The sequence below is a fragment of the Actinomadura sp. RB99 genome, assembly GCF_014706005.1.
Taxonomy (GTDB): Bacteria; Actinomycetota; Actinomycetes; order Streptosporangiales; family Streptosporangiaceae; genus Spirillospora.
In genome coordinates this window covers 1-17,791 of the sequence record NZ_JABMCA010000037.1, presented here as the reverse complement: position 1 = coordinate 17,791, position 17,791 = coordinate 1, and the positions used below count along the sequence as shown (strand labels likewise).

At 75.2% G+C, this 17,791-nt stretch carries 16 protein-coding genes; 7 read left to right on the top strand and 9 right to left on the bottom strand.

All coding sequences use genetic code 11. The features are described from left to right. Positions 1–8: 8 nt before the first annotated feature. Complete coding sequence (locus amrb99_RS28590) at positions 9–1,346, bottom strand: sulfite oxidase (RefSeq protein ID WP_190861756.1); 1,338 nt, start codon at positions 1,344–1,346, stop codon at positions 9–11. A 128-nt stretch (positions 1,347–1,474) separates the two neighbouring features. On the opposite strand from amrb99_RS28590, the gene amrb99_RS28585 reads away from it, so the two are divergent. From amrb99_RS28585 to amrb99_RS28570, 4 genes are read left to right on the top strand one after another with little or no spacing between them, the layout of a single operon-like run. Continuing rightward, positions 1,475–2,377, top strand: a complete 903-nt coding sequence (locus amrb99_RS28585; protein WP_190861754.1) for a MoxR family ATPase — start codon at positions 1,475–1,477, stop codon at positions 2,375–2,377. A 4-nt stretch (positions 2,378–2,381) separates the two neighbouring features. Continuing rightward, the gene (locus amrb99_RS28580; protein WP_347256905.1) at positions 2,382–3,509 is read left to right on the top strand and encodes a VWA domain-containing protein; all 1,128 of its coding nucleotides are present in this window, start codon (positions 2,382–2,384) and stop codon (positions 3,507–3,509) included. After that, entirely contained in the window at positions 3,490–4,611 is a 1,122-nt protein-coding gene (locus amrb99_RS28575) for an XdhC family protein (protein WP_190861752.1), read from the top strand. The genes amrb99_RS28580 and amrb99_RS28575 overlap by 20 nt, the downstream gene beginning before the upstream one ends. 21 nt (positions 4,612–4,632) lie before the next feature. Beyond that, positions 4,633–5,235: a nucleotidyltransferase family protein gene (locus tag amrb99_RS28570; RefSeq protein WP_190861750.1), complete on the top strand. Its 603-nt coding sequence runs from the start codon at positions 4,633–4,635 to the stop codon at positions 5,233–5,235. A gap of 91 nt (positions 5,236–5,326) precedes the next feature. On the opposite strand, the gene amrb99_RS28565 is transcribed toward amrb99_RS28570, so the two are convergent. After that, positions 5,327–5,797, bottom strand: coding sequence for a MarR family winged helix-turn-helix transcriptional regulator (locus amrb99_RS28565; RefSeq protein ID WP_190861749.1), 471 nt, complete (start codon positions 5,795–5,797; stop codon positions 5,327–5,329). A gap of 90 nt (positions 5,798–5,887) precedes the next feature. Between amrb99_RS28565 and amrb99_RS28560 the strand changes: the two genes are divergently transcribed. Next, positions 5,888–6,766 carry a nitroreductase/quinone reductase family protein gene (locus amrb99_RS28560; RefSeq protein WP_347256904.1) on the top strand — a complete coding sequence of 293 codons (879 nt, stop codon included), beginning with the start codon at positions 5,888–5,890 and terminating at the stop codon, positions 6,764–6,766. Between the two features lie 26 nt (positions 6,767–6,792). On the opposite strand, the gene amrb99_RS28555 is transcribed toward amrb99_RS28560, so the two are convergent. Further along, positions 6,793–8,004: an aldolase gene (locus amrb99_RS28555; protein WP_190861748.1), complete on the bottom strand. Its 1,212-nt coding sequence runs from the start codon at positions 8,002–8,004 to the stop codon at positions 6,793–6,795. A 153-nt stretch (positions 8,005–8,157) separates the two neighbouring features. Here amrb99_RS28555 and amrb99_RS28550 point away from each other — a divergent pair, with 153 nt between their 5' ends. After that, a complete protein-coding gene (locus amrb99_RS28550; RefSeq protein WP_190861747.1) occupies positions 8,158–9,735 on the top strand; it encodes an MDR family MFS transporter in 1,578 nt (525 codons plus the stop codon). A 59-nt stretch (positions 9,736–9,794) separates the two neighbouring features. Here amrb99_RS28550 and amrb99_RS28545 read toward each other — a convergent pair whose 3' ends face one another. From amrb99_RS28545 to amrb99_RS53345, 6 genes are all read right to left on the bottom strand, one after another. Next, positions 9,795–10,055: a peptidoglycan-binding domain-containing protein gene (locus amrb99_RS28545; RefSeq protein WP_190861746.1), complete on the bottom strand. Its 261-nt coding sequence runs from the start codon at positions 10,053–10,055 to the stop codon at positions 9,795–9,797. 155 nt (positions 10,056–10,210) lie between these two features. Continuing rightward, the gene (locus amrb99_RS28540; RefSeq protein WP_190861745.1) at positions 10,211–11,338 is read right to left on the bottom strand and encodes a hypothetical protein; all 1,128 of its coding nucleotides are present in this window, start codon (positions 11,336–11,338) and stop codon (positions 10,211–10,213) included. A gap of 119 nt (positions 11,339–11,457) precedes the next feature. Then, entirely contained in the window at positions 11,458–12,366 is a 909-nt protein-coding gene (locus tag amrb99_RS28535; protein ID WP_190861743.1) for an aldose 1-epimerase family protein, read from the bottom strand. Between the two features lie 29 nt (positions 12,367–12,395). Then, a complete protein-coding gene (locus tag amrb99_RS28530) occupies positions 12,396–13,808 on the bottom strand; it encodes a DUF1116 domain-containing protein (protein ID WP_190861741.1) in 1,413 nt (470 codons plus the stop codon). Then, positions 13,805–15,247 carry an FdrA family protein gene (locus amrb99_RS28525; RefSeq protein ID WP_190861739.1) on the bottom strand — a complete coding sequence of 481 codons (1,443 nt, stop codon included), beginning with the start codon at positions 15,245–15,247 and terminating at the stop codon, positions 13,805–13,807. The genes amrb99_RS28530 and amrb99_RS28525 overlap by 4 nt, the downstream gene beginning before the upstream one ends. A 79-nt stretch (positions 15,248–15,326) precedes the next feature. Then, a complete protein-coding gene (locus amrb99_RS53345; protein WP_347256903.1) occupies positions 15,327–16,325 on the bottom strand; it encodes a DUF2877 domain-containing protein in 999 nt (332 codons plus the stop codon). A gap of 212 nt (positions 16,326–16,537) precedes the next feature. On the opposite strand from amrb99_RS53345, the gene amrb99_RS28515 reads away from it, so the two are divergent. Continuing rightward, positions 16,538–17,791, top strand: a 1,254-nt coding sequence (locus amrb99_RS28515; RefSeq protein WP_241756028.1) for a PucR family transcriptional regulator ligand-binding domain-containing protein, incomplete at its 3' end; no start/stop codon positions are given.

Below are 17,791 nucleotides of genomic sequence, written 5' to 3'. Positions count from 1 at the left end.
GGGTCCCTTCAGGAGACGGTGACCGGGTGGCGGACGACGGCGCCGAACAGGTAGCCGAGCGTGTTGTAGGGCGCGGTGGACGGCTGGGACGCGCCGGTGTCGTCGGTCGCGCGGGCGAGCAGCTCGTGGTGTCCGGGGCCGTCCGGCCGCCACGGGAACTCCCAGCGGACCCAGCCGCGCGGGTCGGCGTGCCGGTCCCGCAGGCGGGCGTGCCGCCAGGTGCGGCCGCCGTCCGCGCTGACCTCGACCTTCCGCACGCGCCCGGTGCCGGACCAGGACCGTCCGTGCAGGACCTGGGGGCGGGCGGGCAGCGGCGCGTCCCACGGCAGCTCGAACGCCGACTTGACGTTCATGCGGGTGAGCGGCGCGCTGCCCTCGGGCGGGTAGCCGGGGCCGAAGAGCCGGTAGTAGCGGGTGTTCCAAGGGGAGAAGAGCGGCTCGTCGGCGACCTGGATGTCGCCGACCCACTTGATGTTGGCGACGCCCACCCAGGACGGGACGACCAGCCGGACTGGGAAGCCGTGGTCGGGCGGCAGCGGCGCGCCGTTCATCTCGTAGGCGAGCAGGACGTCCTTGAGCGCCTTGGCGACGGGCAGGGGGCGCCTGACCCGGCCGAGGTTCTCGCCTTTGTCCACGTAGTCAGCGTCCAGTCCGCGGGGGAGGATGTCCACAGCCCCGGGGGTGAGACCCGCGCGTTCGAGGACGGCCGACAGCGGCACGCCGCGCCAGCGGGCGACGCCGACCGCGCCGAGCTTCCACGGGGTGCCCGACACCTCCTGGCCCTGCTGGGAGGCGTAGAAGCTGCGGCCGTTGCCGGTGCATTCGATGAACGAGGTGATGGTCTCGGCGCGCATGCCGAGGAGGTCCTCGTAGGAGAACTCGACGGGGCGCGACTCCGGCGGGGCGCCGCGCAGGCCGGTGCCCCAGAGCTTGAGGCGCCAGGTGCGGGCGTCGACGAGCGGTGTCGCGACGTGGTTGCGGACGAAGAACCGGTCCACCTGGGTGAGGTGGCCCTGGCCGCGCATGGCCTCCCAGCGCATCTCCGCGTTGGTGCCCTGCGGGATGAACAGCTCGGGTGGCAGCGGCTTGACGATCCCGGTGGCCGCCGCGGTGTCGGCGGCCGGGGCGGCGGTGGCGGGGTCGGCGAACGCGGGCCGTGAGGCGGCGGCCGCGCCGAGGGCGGCGCCGAGGCCCGCGCCGGCGGACAGCCGCAGCATGCCGCGCCGCGACAGCGCGCGGCCGGATGAGGCGGCCTGGGCCGTGCGCACGCGTTCGTAGGTCGCCTCGTCGGTCAGATCGCCGCCGGGGCCGGGCTGGGGACGGTGGGGGGTGTCACCGGTTCGCATGTGCTCGATGCTGCTGACCGGCCGCCCGAAAGTCAACTTTCCCTACAGGTTCACCATGGAAAACGGCGCCGGAAACGGGGGATGCGGACGTCTGGGACTCGGCCGCTCCGCTGGGTAGCCTGGCGAACATGGTGGAGACGGCGCCGACGGCGGCGGACGAGGTCGCCTCGCCCGCGGACCTCGCGAGCCTGCTGGACCGGCACGCCTACCTCTGCGACGAGGGCCTCGCCACCGCGTGCTTCCTCGCCCTGCGGATGGGCCGCCCGCTGTTCCTGGAGGGCGAGGCCGGGGTCGGCAAGACCGAGCTGGCCAAGACCCTCGCGACGGCGCTCGGCGCACCGCTGATCCGCCTGCAGTGCTACGAGGGCCTCGACGCCTCGCAGGCCCTGTACGACTGGGACTTCCCGCGCCAGCTCCTGCACCTGCGCGCCGCCGAGGCCGCCGGCGTCGGCGACGTCGCGCGGCTGGAAGGCGAGCTGTACGACCGGCGGTTCCTGCTGGCCCGGCCGCTGCTGCGCGCCCTGGAGACCGCGCCGAGCGTGCTGCTCGTCGACGAGCTGGACCGCGCCGACGACGAGTTCGAGGCGTTCCTGCTCGAGGTGCTCAGCGACTTCACCATCACCGTCCCCGAGCTCGGCACGATCCGGGCCGAGCGCCCGCCGGTCGTCGTCGTCACGTCCAACCGGACCCGCGAGGTGCACGACGCGCTGAAGCGGCGCTGCCTGTACCACTGGCTGGAGCATCCGTCGTTCGACCGCGAGGTCGCCATCATCCGGCGGCGGCTGCCCGCCGCGGCCGAGCGGCTGGCCGGGCAGGTCGCGGGCGCGGCGCAGCGGCTGCGCGCCCGGGACCTGCTCAAGCCGCCGGGCGTCGCGGAGTCGCTGGACTGGACCGAGGCGCTGGTCGCGCTCGGCGTCCGCGACCTGGACCCCGGCACCGCCGCGGTCACGCTCGGCGCCGTGCTCAAGTACCGCGAGGACCAGCAGCGCGTGCTCGCCGGCGGGCTCGACGCCCTGCTCGACGGGGGGTGAGCGGGTGCGGGACGTCACCGAGACGATGGTCGGGTTCGCCAGGACGCTGCGCGCCGCCGGCGGCACCGCCGACCCCGAGCGGGTCCAGGCGATGCTCGCCGCGCTCGACCATCTCGACGTCCTCGACCCGGCCGAGGTGTACTGGGCGGGGCGGCTGACGCTCTGCGCCGACCCCGACGACCTCGCCCGCTACGACCGCTGCTTCGCCGCGTACTTCTCCGGCGCGACGGCCCGCCCGGCGCGCCGCCCGCCGCCCGTGGTGGTGCGCCGCACGACGGTGGCGGAGCCGTCCGGCGGCGCCGGCGGCGAGGACGACGGCGAGCTGAGGGCGGCGACCGCCAGCGCCGTCGAGGTGCTGCGCGACCGGGACGTGGCACGGCTCACCGCCGCCGAGCGCGCCGAGGTCGCGCGGCTGATCGCGGTGCTGGACGCGGGCGCCGAGCGGCGCCGGTCGCGCCGGTTCGCACCGGCGCCGGCGGGCCGCCTCGACCCGGCCAGGACCGTCCGGGAGACGCTGCGCCGCGGCGGTGAGACGTCCCTGCTGCGGCACCGGGCGCACCGCACCCGGCCGCGCCGCGTCGTGCTGCTCGTGGACGTCAGCGGGTCGATGAGCACGTACGCGGACGCGCTGCTGCGGTTCGCGCACGCCGCGGCCCGCTCCGGCGGCCGGGACGTGGAGGTGTTCAGCGCCGGCACGCGGCTGACCCGGCTCACCCGCGAGCTGCGGCACCGGGACGCGGACGCGGCGATGGCGGCGGCGTCCGCCGCGATCCCGGACTGGAGCGGCGGCACCCGGCTCGGCGAGGAGCTGAAGGAGTTCCTCGACCGGTTCGGGCAGCGCGGCCTGGCGCGCGGCGCGGTGGTGGTGATCGCCTCCGACGGCTGGGAGCGCGGCGACGCGGCGCTGCTCGGCGAGCAGACGGCCCGGCTGCGGCGGCTCGCGCACCGGGTGATCTGGGCGAACCCGCACAAGGCGCGGCCCGGGTACGAGCCGCTCACCGCGGGGATGGCGGCGGCGCTCCCGCACGTGGACGACTTCACCTCCGGCCACAGCCTCGCCGCCCTGGAGGAGCTGGCGCGGCTGATCGCCGACACCGGAAGGGGACGGGCGCATGCGCGACGTGCTGGATGACATCGCCGGCTGGTACGCGGCGGGGGAGACGTTCGGGCTGGCGACGGTGGTGAACACCTTCCGCAGCGCGCCGCGCCCGGCGGGCGCGGCGATGGCGGTGTCGGCGGGCGGCGAGGTCGCCGGCAGCGTGTCGGGCGGCTGCGTCGAGGGCGCCGTCTACGAGCTGGCGCGGTCGGTGATGGAGAGCGGGGAGCCGGTCGTCCAGCGGTACGGGGTGACCGACGACGACGCGTTCGCGGTCGGACTGACCTGCGGCGGGATCCTGGACGTGCTGGTCGAGCCGGTGAGCCCCGCGACGTTCCCGGAGTTCGCGGACGTCGCCGCGGCGATCGCGGCGCGCGAGCCGGTGGCCGTCGCGACGGTCGTCGCCGGCCCGGGCCGGATCGGCGCACGCCGCGTCGTCTGGCGGGACCGGGCGGCGGGCTCGCTCGCGCCGGGGGAGCCGCACGCGGCGCGGCTGGACGCGGCGGTCGACGACGACGCGCGCGGCATGCTGGCGCAGGGCCTCACCGGGCAGCGGCACTACGGCCGCGAGGGGGAGCGGCGGCTGGACGACCTCGCGGTGTTCGTCCACTCGTTCGCGCCGCCGCCCCGGCTGCTGGTGTTCGGCGCGATCGACTTCGCGGCGGCGGTCGCGCGGGTCGGCAAGTTCCTCGGCTACCACGTCACGGTCTGCGACGCGCGGCCGGTGTTCGCGACGCCCAAGCGGTTCCCGGACGCCGACGAGGTCGTGGTGAAGTGGCCGCACAAGTACCTGGAGGAGTCCGGCGGCGCGATCGACGAGCGGACCGCGATCGCCGTCCTCACCCACGACCCGAAGTTCGACGTCCCGCTGCTGGAGGTGGCGCTGCGGACGCGCGCCGGGTACGTCGGCGCGATGGGGTCGCGGCGCACCCACGACGACCGGCTCGCACGGCTGCGCGAGGCGGGCCTCACCGGCGCGGAGCTCGGGCGGCTGCGCTCGCCGATCGGCCTGGACCTCGGCGCGCGGACGCCGGAGGAGACCGCGGTGTCGATCGCGGCGGAGCTGGTGCAGCTGCGCTGGGGCGGGTCGGGGCGGCCGCTCACCGACACCAGTGGCAGGATCCACGCCGGCGGCTGATCCGCGGGCTACCCTCGGCGGATGACCGCGAAGGAGTTGAGCCGGAACGGCGCGGAGCCCCCGGCCGGGCTGCTGCTCGCCGCGGGCGAGGGCAGCCGCCTCGGCCGTCCGAAGGCGCTGGTGGAGCTGGACGGGGAGCGTCTCGTCGACCGGGGCGTCCGGACGCTGCGCGACGGCGGCTGCGCCCCGGTGCTGGTGGTGGCGGGCGCCGCGCAGGTCGAGGTGATCGGCGCGGTGGTGGTGCCGAACCCGGACTGGCGGGACGGGATGGGCTCGTCGCTGCGCGCGGGGCTCGCCGCGCTGCCGCCCGGCTGCCCCGCCGCGGTCGTCGCGCTCGTCGACCAGCCGCGGGTCACCGCCGCCGCGGTCGCCCTGCTCGTCGCGGCCTACGACGCGGGCGCGGAGATCGCCGTGGCGACCTACGGGGGCGCGCCGCGCAACCCCGTCCTGCTGCGGGCCGAGCACTTCGCCGCCGCCGCCGAGGCGGCGGTCGGGGACACGGGCGCGCGCGGCTTCCTGCGCGCCCATCCCGACCTGGTGACCCGGGTGCCCTGCGACGGCGTCGCGTCCCCGGACGACATCGACACCCCGGAGGACCTCGCCGCCTTCACCGGCGACCGCTGACCCGCCGCGGGGCGGGCCGGCGGGCTGGCCCGACGGGCCGGACCCGCCGGGTCGGGCTCGTCAGGGCGGCTCGTCGTGGCGGCTCGCCTGGTCAGCGGGAGCGGGCCTCGGTGACGGCGCGCTCGTAGGTCAGGAGCGTGTCGATGAACAGGCGGCGCTGCGCGGGGGTGAGCGGTTCCAGCGCGGTGCGCCACGCGCCCGCGCCCTGCCCGAGCCACCCGTTGATCGCGGGCAGGTGCGCGCCGGCGACGCTGACGATGGTGCGGCGCCGGTCGGCGGGGTCCTCGCGGCGCTCCAGGATGCCCTGCCGGCTGAGGTCGCCGACCATCAGGCTGACCGTGGCGGGCGCGACCTCCAGCCGCCCGGCCAGCTCGTTGACGCTCATCGGGCCGTCGAACAGCAGGTAGGCCAGCAGCGACAGGTGGCGCGGCGCCAGGTCGAACGCCGCCAGCTCGTCCGGGACCCGGATCCGCTTGGCCGCCGACACCAGCCGCGGCATCAGCAGCAGCATCGTCCGGATGCCGTCGTCGACGTCCGGTCCCGCGCTCTCTTCGGTTGACATGCCTCTGCGTCCAAAATAGCTTTGCTCTATAAAAGACTTTGCTTGCAAAGCAAAGTCTCGTTCCGTGCGTCCAGGATAGGAGACCGGCTCGTGAGCGACTGGAACAGGGCGATCATCGAGGAGTTCCGGGCGAACGGCGGCGCGGTCGGCGGCCCGTTCGCCGGCGCCGACCTGCTGCTGCTGACCGCCACCGGCGCCAGGACCGGCAGGCGGCGCACCACGCCGCTCGGGTACCTGGCCGACGGCGACCGGCTGCTGGTGTTCGCGTCCAACGCCGGCGCCGACCACGACCCGGAGTGGTACCGCAACGTCCGCGCCGACCCGCGCGTCACGGTCGAGGTCGGGACGGAGACCTTCGAGGGCGTCGCGCTCCCGGTCGAGGGGGAGGAGCGCGACCGGCTGTACGCGCGCCAGGGCGAACTCGTCCCCGCCTACGCCGAGTACCAGCGCCAGACGTCCCGCGTCATTCCGGTCGTCGCGCTGCACCGCGCCCAACTGGACGGGCGGGCGTGGGCCGTCGGCGACGAACTGGTGCGGATCCACGACGACCTGCGCGCGCAGCTCGCCGGCCTTCGCGACGCCGTCCTCGCCTCCCTCGACGGGCGTCCCGCTCCGCTGCCCGACCTGCGGGGGCAGCTGCGCGAGCACTGCGTGTCGGTGTGCGACGTGCTCGGCGAGCACCACGACAACGAGGAGGGCCGCGCGTTCCCGCGCCTGGAGGCGCAGTTCCCCGGCCTCGCGCCGGTCATCGAGCGGCTCCGCCGCGAGCACGTCGAGGTGACCGGCGCCCGCAAGGAGCTCCAGGCCATGGTGGACGACCTCGGCTCCGCCGACCCCGGCCGTGTGCGCGCGGAACTCGACCGGATCACCGCCGAGCTGGACGCGCACTTCGCCTACGAAGAAGAGCAGCTCGGCGCCGTGCTCAACGCCATCGGCCCCATCTGGCGCACCGGCCCGCACCGGGCATAGAGCACGGGGGCTGGGCGCGCGCGGGGTCAGGACGCGGGCAGGACGCTCTCGTCGAGGGCGCCGCAGTCGACGGCGCGGCGGAGCCGGTCGGTGAGCGCGCGGATCGTGGCGGGCTCGTCCAGCAAGCCGCCGGCCGCGGCCTGCTCGTGCCAGGCGCGGACCCGGCCGATCACCTCGTCGGCGCCGGTCAGGTGGAAGGCGTACACGGCGGCGTAGCGGCTCGGCAGGTGCGCGGGATGCAGGTCCCAGCCCTGGTAGAAGCCGTGCCGCAGGGAGTGCCCGACCTGCGCGGCGTGCGCCTGCCAGGTCGCGTTGACCTCGTCCGGGCCGTCGTTGCGCGGGATCACGTTGGACGAGCCGTCCGACAGCCGGACGGCCGTCCCGGCGAACGCGACCTGCATGACGTGCCGCGCGAAGTCGCAGGCGGGGTGGTCGAGGCGCTGCTCCTCGGGCGGCAGGCCGAGCGCGGCGGTGTAGTCGAACACGCCGAAGTGCGCGGCGGTGAGCCGGCCGCCCGCGGCGGCCGCGATGCCGGGCAGCGCGATCCGCCCGTCCGGGGTGAAGATCGCCTCGGTGGTCTCGACCTGGACCTCGAAGCGCAGGATGCCGGACGGCAGCCCGAGCGCGGTCTCCAGCCGGTCCAGGTACTCGACGAACAGCGCGACGTGGTCGGCCGCGACGACCTTGGGGAAGGTGATGGTGAACCCGCCGGGCAGCCGGCCCAGCCGGTCGCGCAGCGCGGTGAGGAACCCGTCCAGGGTGCGCATCGCGCGGTCCTGGCCGCCGTCGGCGAACGACTTGACCCGCACGCCCCAGTAGTGCGGCAGCCCCTTGACCTGGTAGGCGGCGGCGACGGCCTCGACGACCTGGGCGATGTGCGCGTCCTCCTCGTCGTCGGAGCGCACCCCGTAACCGTCCTCGAAGTCGATCCGCACGTCCTCGATCGGCTCGCGGGAGAGCTTGGCGGCGACCCGCTCGCGGACCGGGCCGGCCAGCTCCGGGTCGAGCCCGAACGCGGCGCCGAACGACCCGGCGCCGGGGGTGTGGGTGTTCAGCAGGCGCAGCGCCTCCGCGCCGAAGTCGGCGGGCGTCGAGCGGGAGAACCGGTCGGCCGGGACGTAGACCGTGTGCACCGGCTGGCGGCCGTCGGCGCCCCCCGGGAAGCGCTCGCGGTGCTCGTCGCGGACGGCGGCGATGCGCGCGGACAGGTCGTCGAACGAGGAGACGCTGAGGTTCACCCCGCCATGATCCCCCAAGAGCCGGGCGATTGTCAGGAGACGCCCCTTCCGGACCGGAGACCGGGACCGGTTCCTCCGGATTAGGGCTACTATAACTAGCCGGGCGGCAAGTAAGTGGGTTCCCGTGTCGCGGGACCTCAGGGGAAGGTGACCATGACCGAACACGGGACGGCCGAGCGCCCGGCGCTCAGTACCCGGCAGATCTACATCGCCATCTTCGGGCTGATGCTCGGGATGTTCCTGGCGATGCTCGACAACCTGATCGTCGGCACCGCGCTGCCCACGATCGTCGGCGACCTCGGCGGGCTGGAGCACCTGTCGTGGGTGGTGACGGCCTACACGCTGGCCACCGCCGCCGCCACCCCCATCTGGGGCAAGCTCGGCGACCTGTACGGCCGCAAGGGCATGTTCATGACGTCGATCGTGGTGTTCCTGGCCGGTTCGATGCTGTCCGGCCTGGCGCAGAACATGGGCGAGCTGATCGGCTTCCGCGCGCTGCAGGGCCTCGGCGCCGGCGGCCTGATGGTCGGCGCCATGTCGATCATCGGCGACCTGGTGCCGCCCCGCGAGCGGGGCCGCTTCCAGGGCCTGATCGGCGCGATGATGCCGGTCGCGTTCGTCGGCGGCCCGCTGCTCGGCGGCTTCCTCACCGACCACTTCAGCTGGCGCTGGGCGTTCTACGTCAACGTCCCGATCGGCGCGATCGCGCTGCTGGTCATCGCGTTCGGGATGCGGCTGCACACCGCCCGCATCAAGGCCCGCATCGACTACGTCGGCGCGACCCTGCTGACCATCGGGATCGTGTGCGTGACGCTGGTCGCGAGCTGGGGCGGCTCGCAGTACCCGTGGGGCTCCGCGCGGATCATCGCGCTCGGCGTCGTCGGCGTCGTCGCGCTCGTGGTCTTCGTGTTCGCCGAGACGAAGGTGCCCGAGCCGATCCTGCCGCCGCGGCTGTTCCGCAGCCGCAACTTCACCGCCGCGCAGATCCTCAGCTTCATGGTCGGCGCCGCGATGTTCGGCGCGGTGAACTACCTGCCGCTCTACATGCAGACCGTCCAGGGTGCGAGCCCCACCACCAGCGGCCTGCTGCTGCTCCCGCTGATGTTCGGCATGCTCGCGATGATGCTGACCAGCGGCCAGCTCATCACCCGCACCGGCCGCTACCGGCACTTCCCGATCATCGGCGGCGCGGTGCTGACCGGCGGGATGCTGCTCCTGCTGATGCTGAAGGTCGACACGAGCACGCTCACCAGCTCGTTCCTGACCATGGGCGTCGGCCTCGGGATGGGCCTGATCATGCAGAACACGATGCTGGTCACCCAGAACAGCGTCGAGCTGCGCGACATGGGCTCGGCCAGCGGGTCGGTCACCCTGTTCCGCACCGTCGGCGGGTCGCTGGGCGTCGCGCTCCTCGGCTCCATCTACAACAACCGGTTCGAGGACGAGGCGGTGCGCAGGCTCGGCGCGGACGCCGGGCACAAGCTCGCCTCCGGAGGCCAGCACGTCACCCCCGACATGCTGAGCAAACTCCCCGCCGCCGTCCGCGACGCGTTCGAGGCGGGCGTCACCAGCGGCGTGCACGGCATCGCCATCGGCGGGACGGTCCTCGCGGCGATCGCGTTCGTCGTCGCGTGGTTCATCAAGGAGGTCCCGCTGCGCGGCAGCGCCCCCGCGCCGAAGGCCCCGGTGGAGGACGTGCCGTCCGCCGACGTGGTCGCCGAGTCGGCCTGACGCACGCGCAGAGGAGGGGAGACGGAGCCGTTCGTGCTCCGTCTCCCCTCGCCCGTGCGCTAGTCGATCGGGGCCTCCCAGGCGGCCTTCCACGTGATCGGCCCGACGATCCCGTCGACCTGCAGGTGCTTGCGCTGCTGGAACTCGCGGCAGATGTCCTCCGAGTCCGCGCCGTAGACGCCGTCCACGGTGATCGTCCACCCCCGGTTTCCCATCTGCGCCTGCCACGTCCGGACGTCGTCGCCCTTCATGGGCGGCGGCTGCTCGAGGTTCCGGCCGGGGAACGGCGGTGCCTTGACCGGAGCGGTCTGCTGCGTCATCGGTCGCTTCCCTTCTTTGTCGGGTTCCCATCCAGATTCCCGGACGGCCCGTTAAGCGAGCAATCCGCTCCCGGGAAGATTCCGGCAAACAGCCGCGAATAAGATCGACTTAGCCGTTCGAGCGGCTATTTATGCGGCGTTCGGAAATTCAACGTTCAAGGATGCGCCGGTCGGGGAACGACGGCCGCGCGCGGCGGCTCCACCGGGCCCCGCACGTCCGCCAGGACGGCCTGCCCCTGCCGGTCCACGAACTTGGTGAACAGCTCCTGCGAGTACCCGAAGACGACGGCCCAGGCGATGATCTGGCCCGGCGAGTCGAGCGCGCTGAGCCCGGGGACGAACCCGCCGCGCATGAGGAGCAGCCCGAGGACGGCGGTGAGCGCCCCGGTGGGCAGCTTCAGCAGGGCCAGCGCGATCGGTATCCCGAACGCGGTGCTCGTCCCCCGGACCTTCCGCAGGGCGGCGGCCGCGGCGATGCTCGCCGCCGTCAGCCCGATGAACTCCACGGCGAGGTAGTCGCCGCGCCCGGCGGCGTCCGCGGTCGCCCGGGCCTTGCCCATGTCGGGGATCCGCTCCCTGGACGCCGTGGGGCAGACGGCGGCGAACCCGCCCCCCAGCACGGGCGCCGCCGGCGGGTTGAAGCACAGCGGCACCGCCCTCGGCCAGACCATCGAGATCACCGCGACCGCGACCGCGAGGCCGGTCAGGAAGGCGGTGATCCACCGGACGAGGCGCGCGAAGCTCTGGGCGCGCAGCTTCTCGCGCAGTTCGGCGTCCCAGGCGGCCTTCAGCGCCTCCACGATCGTCATGAGCCGGTCGGGCGCCAGGCCGATGTCCCTGGACGCCTCCTGGGCGGCCCGCACCTCCAGCGCGATCCGCTCGACGGCGGTCCTGCGCTCGTCCTCGGCGCTGAGGTGCCGCCTGACGATGGCGAACATGCCGGGCAGGCACGGCTCGAGCTCCTTCGCCGGGAGGGTCCGCAACCAGAGGGAGAGGCCCGAGTTGATGTGGAGCTGCGCGGCGGTCACGTGCGAGGCCCGCGGGCTGCGCCGATGCGTGCCGAAATCGATGACGGCGCGGGCCTGGCGCAGCTCGTCGCGCGCGCTCTGCAGCAGCCTTGCGTGCTCCGCGGAGATCTCCGTCGAAGCCTCACGCGCCTCGATGAGGGACTCCAGCTCGCGCGCGTTGGAGCGGAGCTGCTCGCACAGCGTCCACGAACCGCGCTCGCGGCGCCATTCGTGGAACCTGGCCGCGAACGGCGGCCGCGGAGAGTGCTCGTTCATCGCGTCGCCATCCTCCCGGAGGAAACGTCACCGAGAATTCGTCGCCGTCGCGGATTTCCGCTCATGACAATGGTGACGTCCCCCCGGGATGGCCGACGCGAACGGCCGCCAAGGGGCGTTTATGGCAGGGTCACGATTCCCCAGGTGCCGGTGAAGCGCTCGCCCGGCTTGAGGTCGATGAGGCCCTCGCCCGACGCGAACGCGTTGGGCGGGCAGGTCATCGGCTCCACGCCGAGGCCCTCGCGCGGGTCCGGGGCGTTGTCGGCGGTGTAGATCTCCATCCAGGGGTGCGCGTCGTCGGCCCACAGCCGGACGGTCCGGCCGTTGCCGCTGAGCGTCACCCAGGCCAGCCCGTCCTCGTCGCGGTGCACCCCGGCGAACGCGTTGTCGATCCTCCGCGCGCCGAGCACCGGCCCGTCGCGCAGGTCGTGGTCGGTGCCCGCGACGTCCGCGTCCCCGCCGACCGGGATCATCCGCTCGTTCACCGGGACGTACCGGTCGGCGTGCAGCGTCACCGTGCACTGGTCGATCGGGACGCCGACCGTCAGGTAGGGGTGGGCGCCGTGCCCGTACGGCGCCGTCCGGGCGCCGGTGTTGGCGGCTGTCAGCCGCACGCGCAGCCCGTCCGCGGCATCCAGGACGTACTCGACCTCCAGGTCGAGGCGGAACGGATACCCGGCGGTGGCGAGCAGCCGGTGCGTCAGCCGGACCCGGTCCTCGGCGTGCTCGGCGACCCGCCACGCCGCCCACCGGACGAGCCCGTGGATCGCGCAGTCCAGGTCGGGCTCGGACACGTCCAGCTGGTAGGCGGTGCCCGCGTACTCGTACCGGCCGCGGTCGACCCGGTTCGGCCACGGGATCAGCAGGTGCCCGAACGCCGCGGGCGCCGGCTCGTCGGCGCCGTGCGACAGCACCAGCGGCCGCCCCTCGTGCGTCAGCTCGCGCAGGCTCGCGCCCGACTCGGTGATGACGGCCCGGTAGGGCCCGGCGCCGATGGCGTACTGCGCTCCGGTGATCGACTCGGTCATGCCCCGGACGGTACCCCCTGCCCGACCCGCTACGCGATCTCCGCGAGGGCCTGCAGGGCCGCGCTGAACACGTTCGACGGCGGTTCGACGATCCCCGCGCCGACCTGGCCGGTCCCGGCCTCCCGCCCGGCGATCCCGGTGTCGATGACGGGCAGGATCCCGGTCCGCACGACCCGCGTCACGTCGATCCCGGCGGGGGTCCCGCGGAACGACAGCAGCGGGATCTGCAGCACCGGGTGCTCGGCGAGGGTGATCTCGTACATCCGCTGCGTGGCGGCCACCGCGTCCGGCACCTCGCCGCCGACGAACCGGACGATCGCCGGCGCGGCGGCCAGCGCGAACCCGCCCGTCCCGGCCGTCTCGGTGATCGCCGAGTCGCCGATGTCGGGGTTGGCGTCGTCCGGGCCGTACCCGCCGAGGTACAGCCCGTCCGGCACCCCGGCCGGGCCGGTGAACCAGCGGTCGCCCGTCCCCGACACCTGGATGCCGAAGTCGGTGCCGTTGCGCGACATCGCGACGACCATGCTCGACCCGGCGACGCCCCGCGCCGCGTCCGCGCACGCCTTCGCCGCCGCCATCCCCGCGTTCAGGAAGAAGTGGTCGTTCCCGGCGGCGAACCGGAGCACTTCGGCGGCCCGGTCGCGCGGCACCTCCTCAGCGGCGGCGAGGTCCGGCGCCAGCTCCCGCAGCAGCAGCGACGTCGCCGCCCGGTTCCGGTTGTGCAGCTCGTCGCCCATCTGCAGCGCCTGCGCGATGACCGCCATCAGGTCGAGCGGGCCGTGCCGCCGGACGGCCGCCCGCAGCGCCGGGCCGAGCACCTCGCCCATCCAGGCGAGCCGCTCGATCACCTCCGGCCCGTACGCCCCGTACCGCAGCACCTTCCCGAGGCCCTCGTTCAGCGAGCAGCACGCGGTACCGCCGTGCTCGGCGTCCTCCACGACCAGCATCCACATCGACGGGGAGACCACGCCCGCCATCGGGCCGACCGCGCCGTGGTGGTGGCACGGCTCCAGGACCGCGGCGCCGCGCTCCAGCTCCCGCTCGGCGCCGCGCGGCGTCTCCGCGAGGCCCTCCAGGATCATCGCGCCGATCAGCGCGCCGCGCATCGGCCCGGACGCGCGGTCCCACTCCAGCGGCGGTCCCGCGTGCAGGAACGTTCCCTTCTCCAGGCCGAGCACGTCGCGCGCCGGGCGGACGTCCACCAGGTGCGGGCGCGCGGTCGTCATCCGCCGCACCGCCTCGGCGTTCGCGTCCGCGTGGCCCGGGTCGCCGAGCACCGCCGCCAGCGCCGCCGCCGTCCCCGGCGGCGGGGGCCGCCAGTCGACCCGCTCCACCGGGACGGCCTGGCCGGCCAGCGCGTCCGCGAGGACGTCCACGCCCGCCGCGACGACCCGCGGGTCCCGCGTGAGCAGCCCGCCGAGCGGCGGCCGCGCGTCCGTCATCCGGGCACCCCCTCCACCAGCGCGACCGCGTGCCGCGCCGCCTCCGCGTTCGAGGCGAACACCTCCGCGCCCGCGTCCCGCAGCGCCTCCGCCTGCCGGTCGCGGCCCTGCGGGTCGGCGGGCGTCCCGCACAGCGACACCACCGCCGCGAGATCCGGGCGGTCGCGCAGCGCGGCGGCGAGCACCGGCGCCAGCGACGCGGCCGGGTCGGGTTCGGCGCCGTGGCCGAGCACCACGTCCAGGAGCAGCACGCCGCACGCCGCGTCCGCCGCCTCCCGCGCGAGGGCCTCCAGCCGCAGCGTCGGGTCGATCATCGGATGGGCGCGGCCCCGGGTGTAGGCGTCGTCGCCGAAGTCGGTGAACCGGTGCCCGCGCGCCTCCAGGTCCCAGCCGAGCGCGTCGCGCGCGATCACCTCCGCCTCGTCGCGGAGCGTCCCGCCGGCGAACAGCCCGCGCAGCGACCGGCCGGCCGGCACCCGCGCGGTCCGCGGCGCGGCCCAGCACGGCCACCGCGGGACGGCCGCGCCGAGCGCCCTCAGCGCCTTCTCCACCGCCCGGGTCAGGTCGTCCTCGCCGGGCGCCGGCAGCGCGAACACCACCGGCGTGTCCAGCCGCCGCGCCGCCTCCCGGATCAGGTCCGCGACCTGCGGCGCCGGCGGCTTGGACACCAGCACGATCAGCTCGGTGCCGGGGTCGGCGTCCAGCGCGGCGAGCGCCGCCAGCGCCGACCGGCCGCTGACCTCCGGCGACAGGTCCCGCCCGCCGACCCCGAGGACGTGCCGGACCCCGGTGCCCGCCGCGTCCAGCAGGCACATCACCTGCTGCGCGCCCGTCCCGGACGCCGCCACGACGCCGACCGGCCCCGGCCGCACCGCGTTCGCGAACCCGAGCCCGGCGCCGCCGACGACGGCCGTCCCGCAGTCCGGGCCCATCACGATCAGCCCGCGCCGCGCCGCCGCCTCCTTCAGCGCGATCTCCTGCGCGACCGGCACGTTGTCACTGAAGATCATCACGTTCAGGCCGGCGTCGAGCGCGTCCATCGCCTCCGGGAACACGTGCGGCCCCGGCACCGAGACCAGCGCGACCGACGCCTCGCCGCGCGCCGCGGCGGACGCCGTGGTGCGCGGGGCGGGCGGCGCGCCCAGCATCCCGCCACCGTCCGGGACGTGCGCGGCCTCCTGCAGCAGGGCGTCCAGCGCCTCGCGCGCCCCGTCGAGGTCCCCGCCCTCCGCCCGCACGGCGACGACCATGTCCGCCGGCCCGGCGTCCGCCGGAACCGCGAACCCCATCCGCGCGAGCAGCTCCAGGTTCGGCTCCGTGCCCATCGCCGTCATCGCCGACGCCACGTCCGGCCGCTCCGCCAGCCGGCGGCTCACCCGCATCAGGGTGACCGAATCGCGGTAGGCCCCCCGCCGCACCTCGACCCAGTCGGCGCTCATGCCGCCCCGCGCCCGCCCGGACCGGGCATGCGGGTCTCTTGCGGGGGGACGACCCCCCGCACCCCCCGGTTCGCTTCGCTCATGCCGTGTGCTCCGCCGGGCGGCGGCCGGGGGAGGCGAGCGCGAGGGTGGCGCGGCAGCCCGCGAGGACCCCCCACGCCAGGTCGGTGCCGGAGGTGTGGCCGATCGCCAGCAGCCGGCGGACGGCCGCGGACGGCGGCTCGTGCCCGGCGACGCAGCGCAGCACCGCGGCGATCTCACCGCCGGCGCCGCCCTCCGCCGCGCAGTGCAGCAGCGTCGCGGCCAGCGCGGTCGTGCGGGTCCCGGCGTCGGCGGTGACGGCCGCGCCCAGCCAGTCGGCCAGCCACACCGCCGTGCCGCTCTCCGGAACGGTGCCGAAGGCGCCCCGGGGGGTGCGGGCGGTCTTCCCCGCTCGGACGGAGGGGGCGGTCACAGCGCCGCCGACCAGCCGCAGCGACACCAGCAGCCCGCACAGGATGTCGTCGCCGCTCGGCGTCAGCCCGGGACCGAGGCCGACGATCCGCTCGGCGGCCTCGACGGCGCCCGCGAGGTCGCCCGCGGCGCAGCACTCGGCGAGCGCCAGCGGGTCGGGATGCCCGGCGAGCCCGCCGCCCGCCATCCCGGCGGCGACGAACGCGTCCTCCAGGACGGCGACGCCGCAGGCCAGCGCGGCGGGCTGGATCGGGCCGAGCACGGGCGTCGGGTCCCACCAGCGGCGCACCCGCACGCACAGCGCCCCCGCCTCCACGCGGCCGTCGCCGACCGTCGCCTCGTCGCCCTCCCGGACGGACCGGAACGGCTGCTCGCGGCGCTCGGCGGCGACCACCACGGCGTTCGGCAGCCGGACCGCGTCGCAGGTGACGACGGCCAGCACGCGCGGCTCGGGGCCCCCGCGGGTCTCCAGGTACAGCGCGGACGGGAACACCGCGATGACCCGGGCCGCGCGGCGCGGCGGGTCGAGCAGCGGCCGCAGCGCCAGGCTCGCCGCGCCGGCGGCGGGCGGCCGCCGTCCCGGACGGGCCGGGAGCGGGATCGGGTCGCGGACGAGTGCGGTCACGGATCCTCCCGGAGCCGGTGTCGGCTGCCGCCCGGATCGCGGGCGACCCGGCCTCCGCTGAGACGGTAGAACGGGCCTCCGCGCGGACGTATGGGGAAAGCTGCCAAGGATGGTTGTCATCGTTCGTCTTTGTTGTCAGTGTTGATCAGGAACCGGTAGCGATCACGCCACACGCGGCGATGTACGCACCAAAAGGCGAGGTGACCCCTGGCATGAGTTACACCAGCGCGGACCCGGGCCCACCGGCCCTCCGGCTCGCGAGCACCGGAACACTGACCTACGGCCTGTCCGTCGGCGAGGTCCTCGGCGCCAGCACCCTGAACGGCGCGCGCCTCATCGCGGGACGGTCCGGACTCGACCGGGTCGTGCAGCGGCTCAACGTGATGGAGGTCCCCGACATCCTGTCGTGGGTCAAACCCCACGAGCTGCTGCTGACCACCGGCTACCCCCTCCGCAACACCCCGCAGTCGCTGGACAACCTGGTCGCCGACCTGGACGAGCGCGGCCTCGCGGCCCTGGCCATCAAGCTCGGCCGCTACCTGGACTCGCTGCCCGCCGAGATGATCGCCCAGGCGGACCGGCGCGGCTTCCCGCTCATCCTGCTCCCCAACGACGTCGGCTTCGACGACATCCTGAACCAGGTCCTCACCGACATCCTGAACCGGCAGGCGGCCGTCCTCGCCCGCACCGAGGAGGTGCACCGGGCGCTCGTGCAGATCGTGCTGTGCGGCGGCGGCCTGCAGGAGGTCGTCGACGAGGTCGCGACGCTGCTGGACGTGGCGGTCGTGGTGCTGGACGGCGAGCAGCGGGTGCTCGCCGGCGCGGGCCCGGACGAGCACGTCCAGGCGATGCGGGGCTTCGACGCGGGCCGGCACGCGGCCTGCGGGCGCGGCGGCTGCGGCATCATCGGCGCGCACGGCACCGGCGACCACCTGGTGGTCCCGGTCGTCGCGGGCGGCTTCGACCACGGCCGGATCATCGCGTTCAGCCCGGCGGGCACGCTGCGCGGATCCGACCTCGGCATCCTGGAGCGGGCCGCGACCGTCGCGGCTCTGGTGGTGACCAAGCAGCAGGCCGTCGCGGCGGTGGAGAGCAAGTACCGCGCCGACTTCCTGCGCGACATCCTGGCGGGCCGCGCGGGCGACGACGACCGGGTCATCGCGCACTGCGGCGGGTTCGGCTGGGACCTGGACCGCCCGGTGGCGGTGGTCGTCGCGGAGCTGGACGGCCGCCCGCGCGGCACGGCCGGCTCCCCGGGCGCGGCCGGCGTGACCGTCCCGGCGCCGACGCCGAGCCCGGAGAACGAGGGCAGAACCCGCAAGCACGGCGATACCGGGCGCGGTCGCGCCGCCGACACCCGGCGCGGGTCCGACCCGCGCGGGTCCGACCCTCGTGCCGCCGACGCGGCGAAGGCGCGGGCGGCCGACCCGGACGCGGCGATGCGCGGCGTGCGGGGCGCGCTCCTC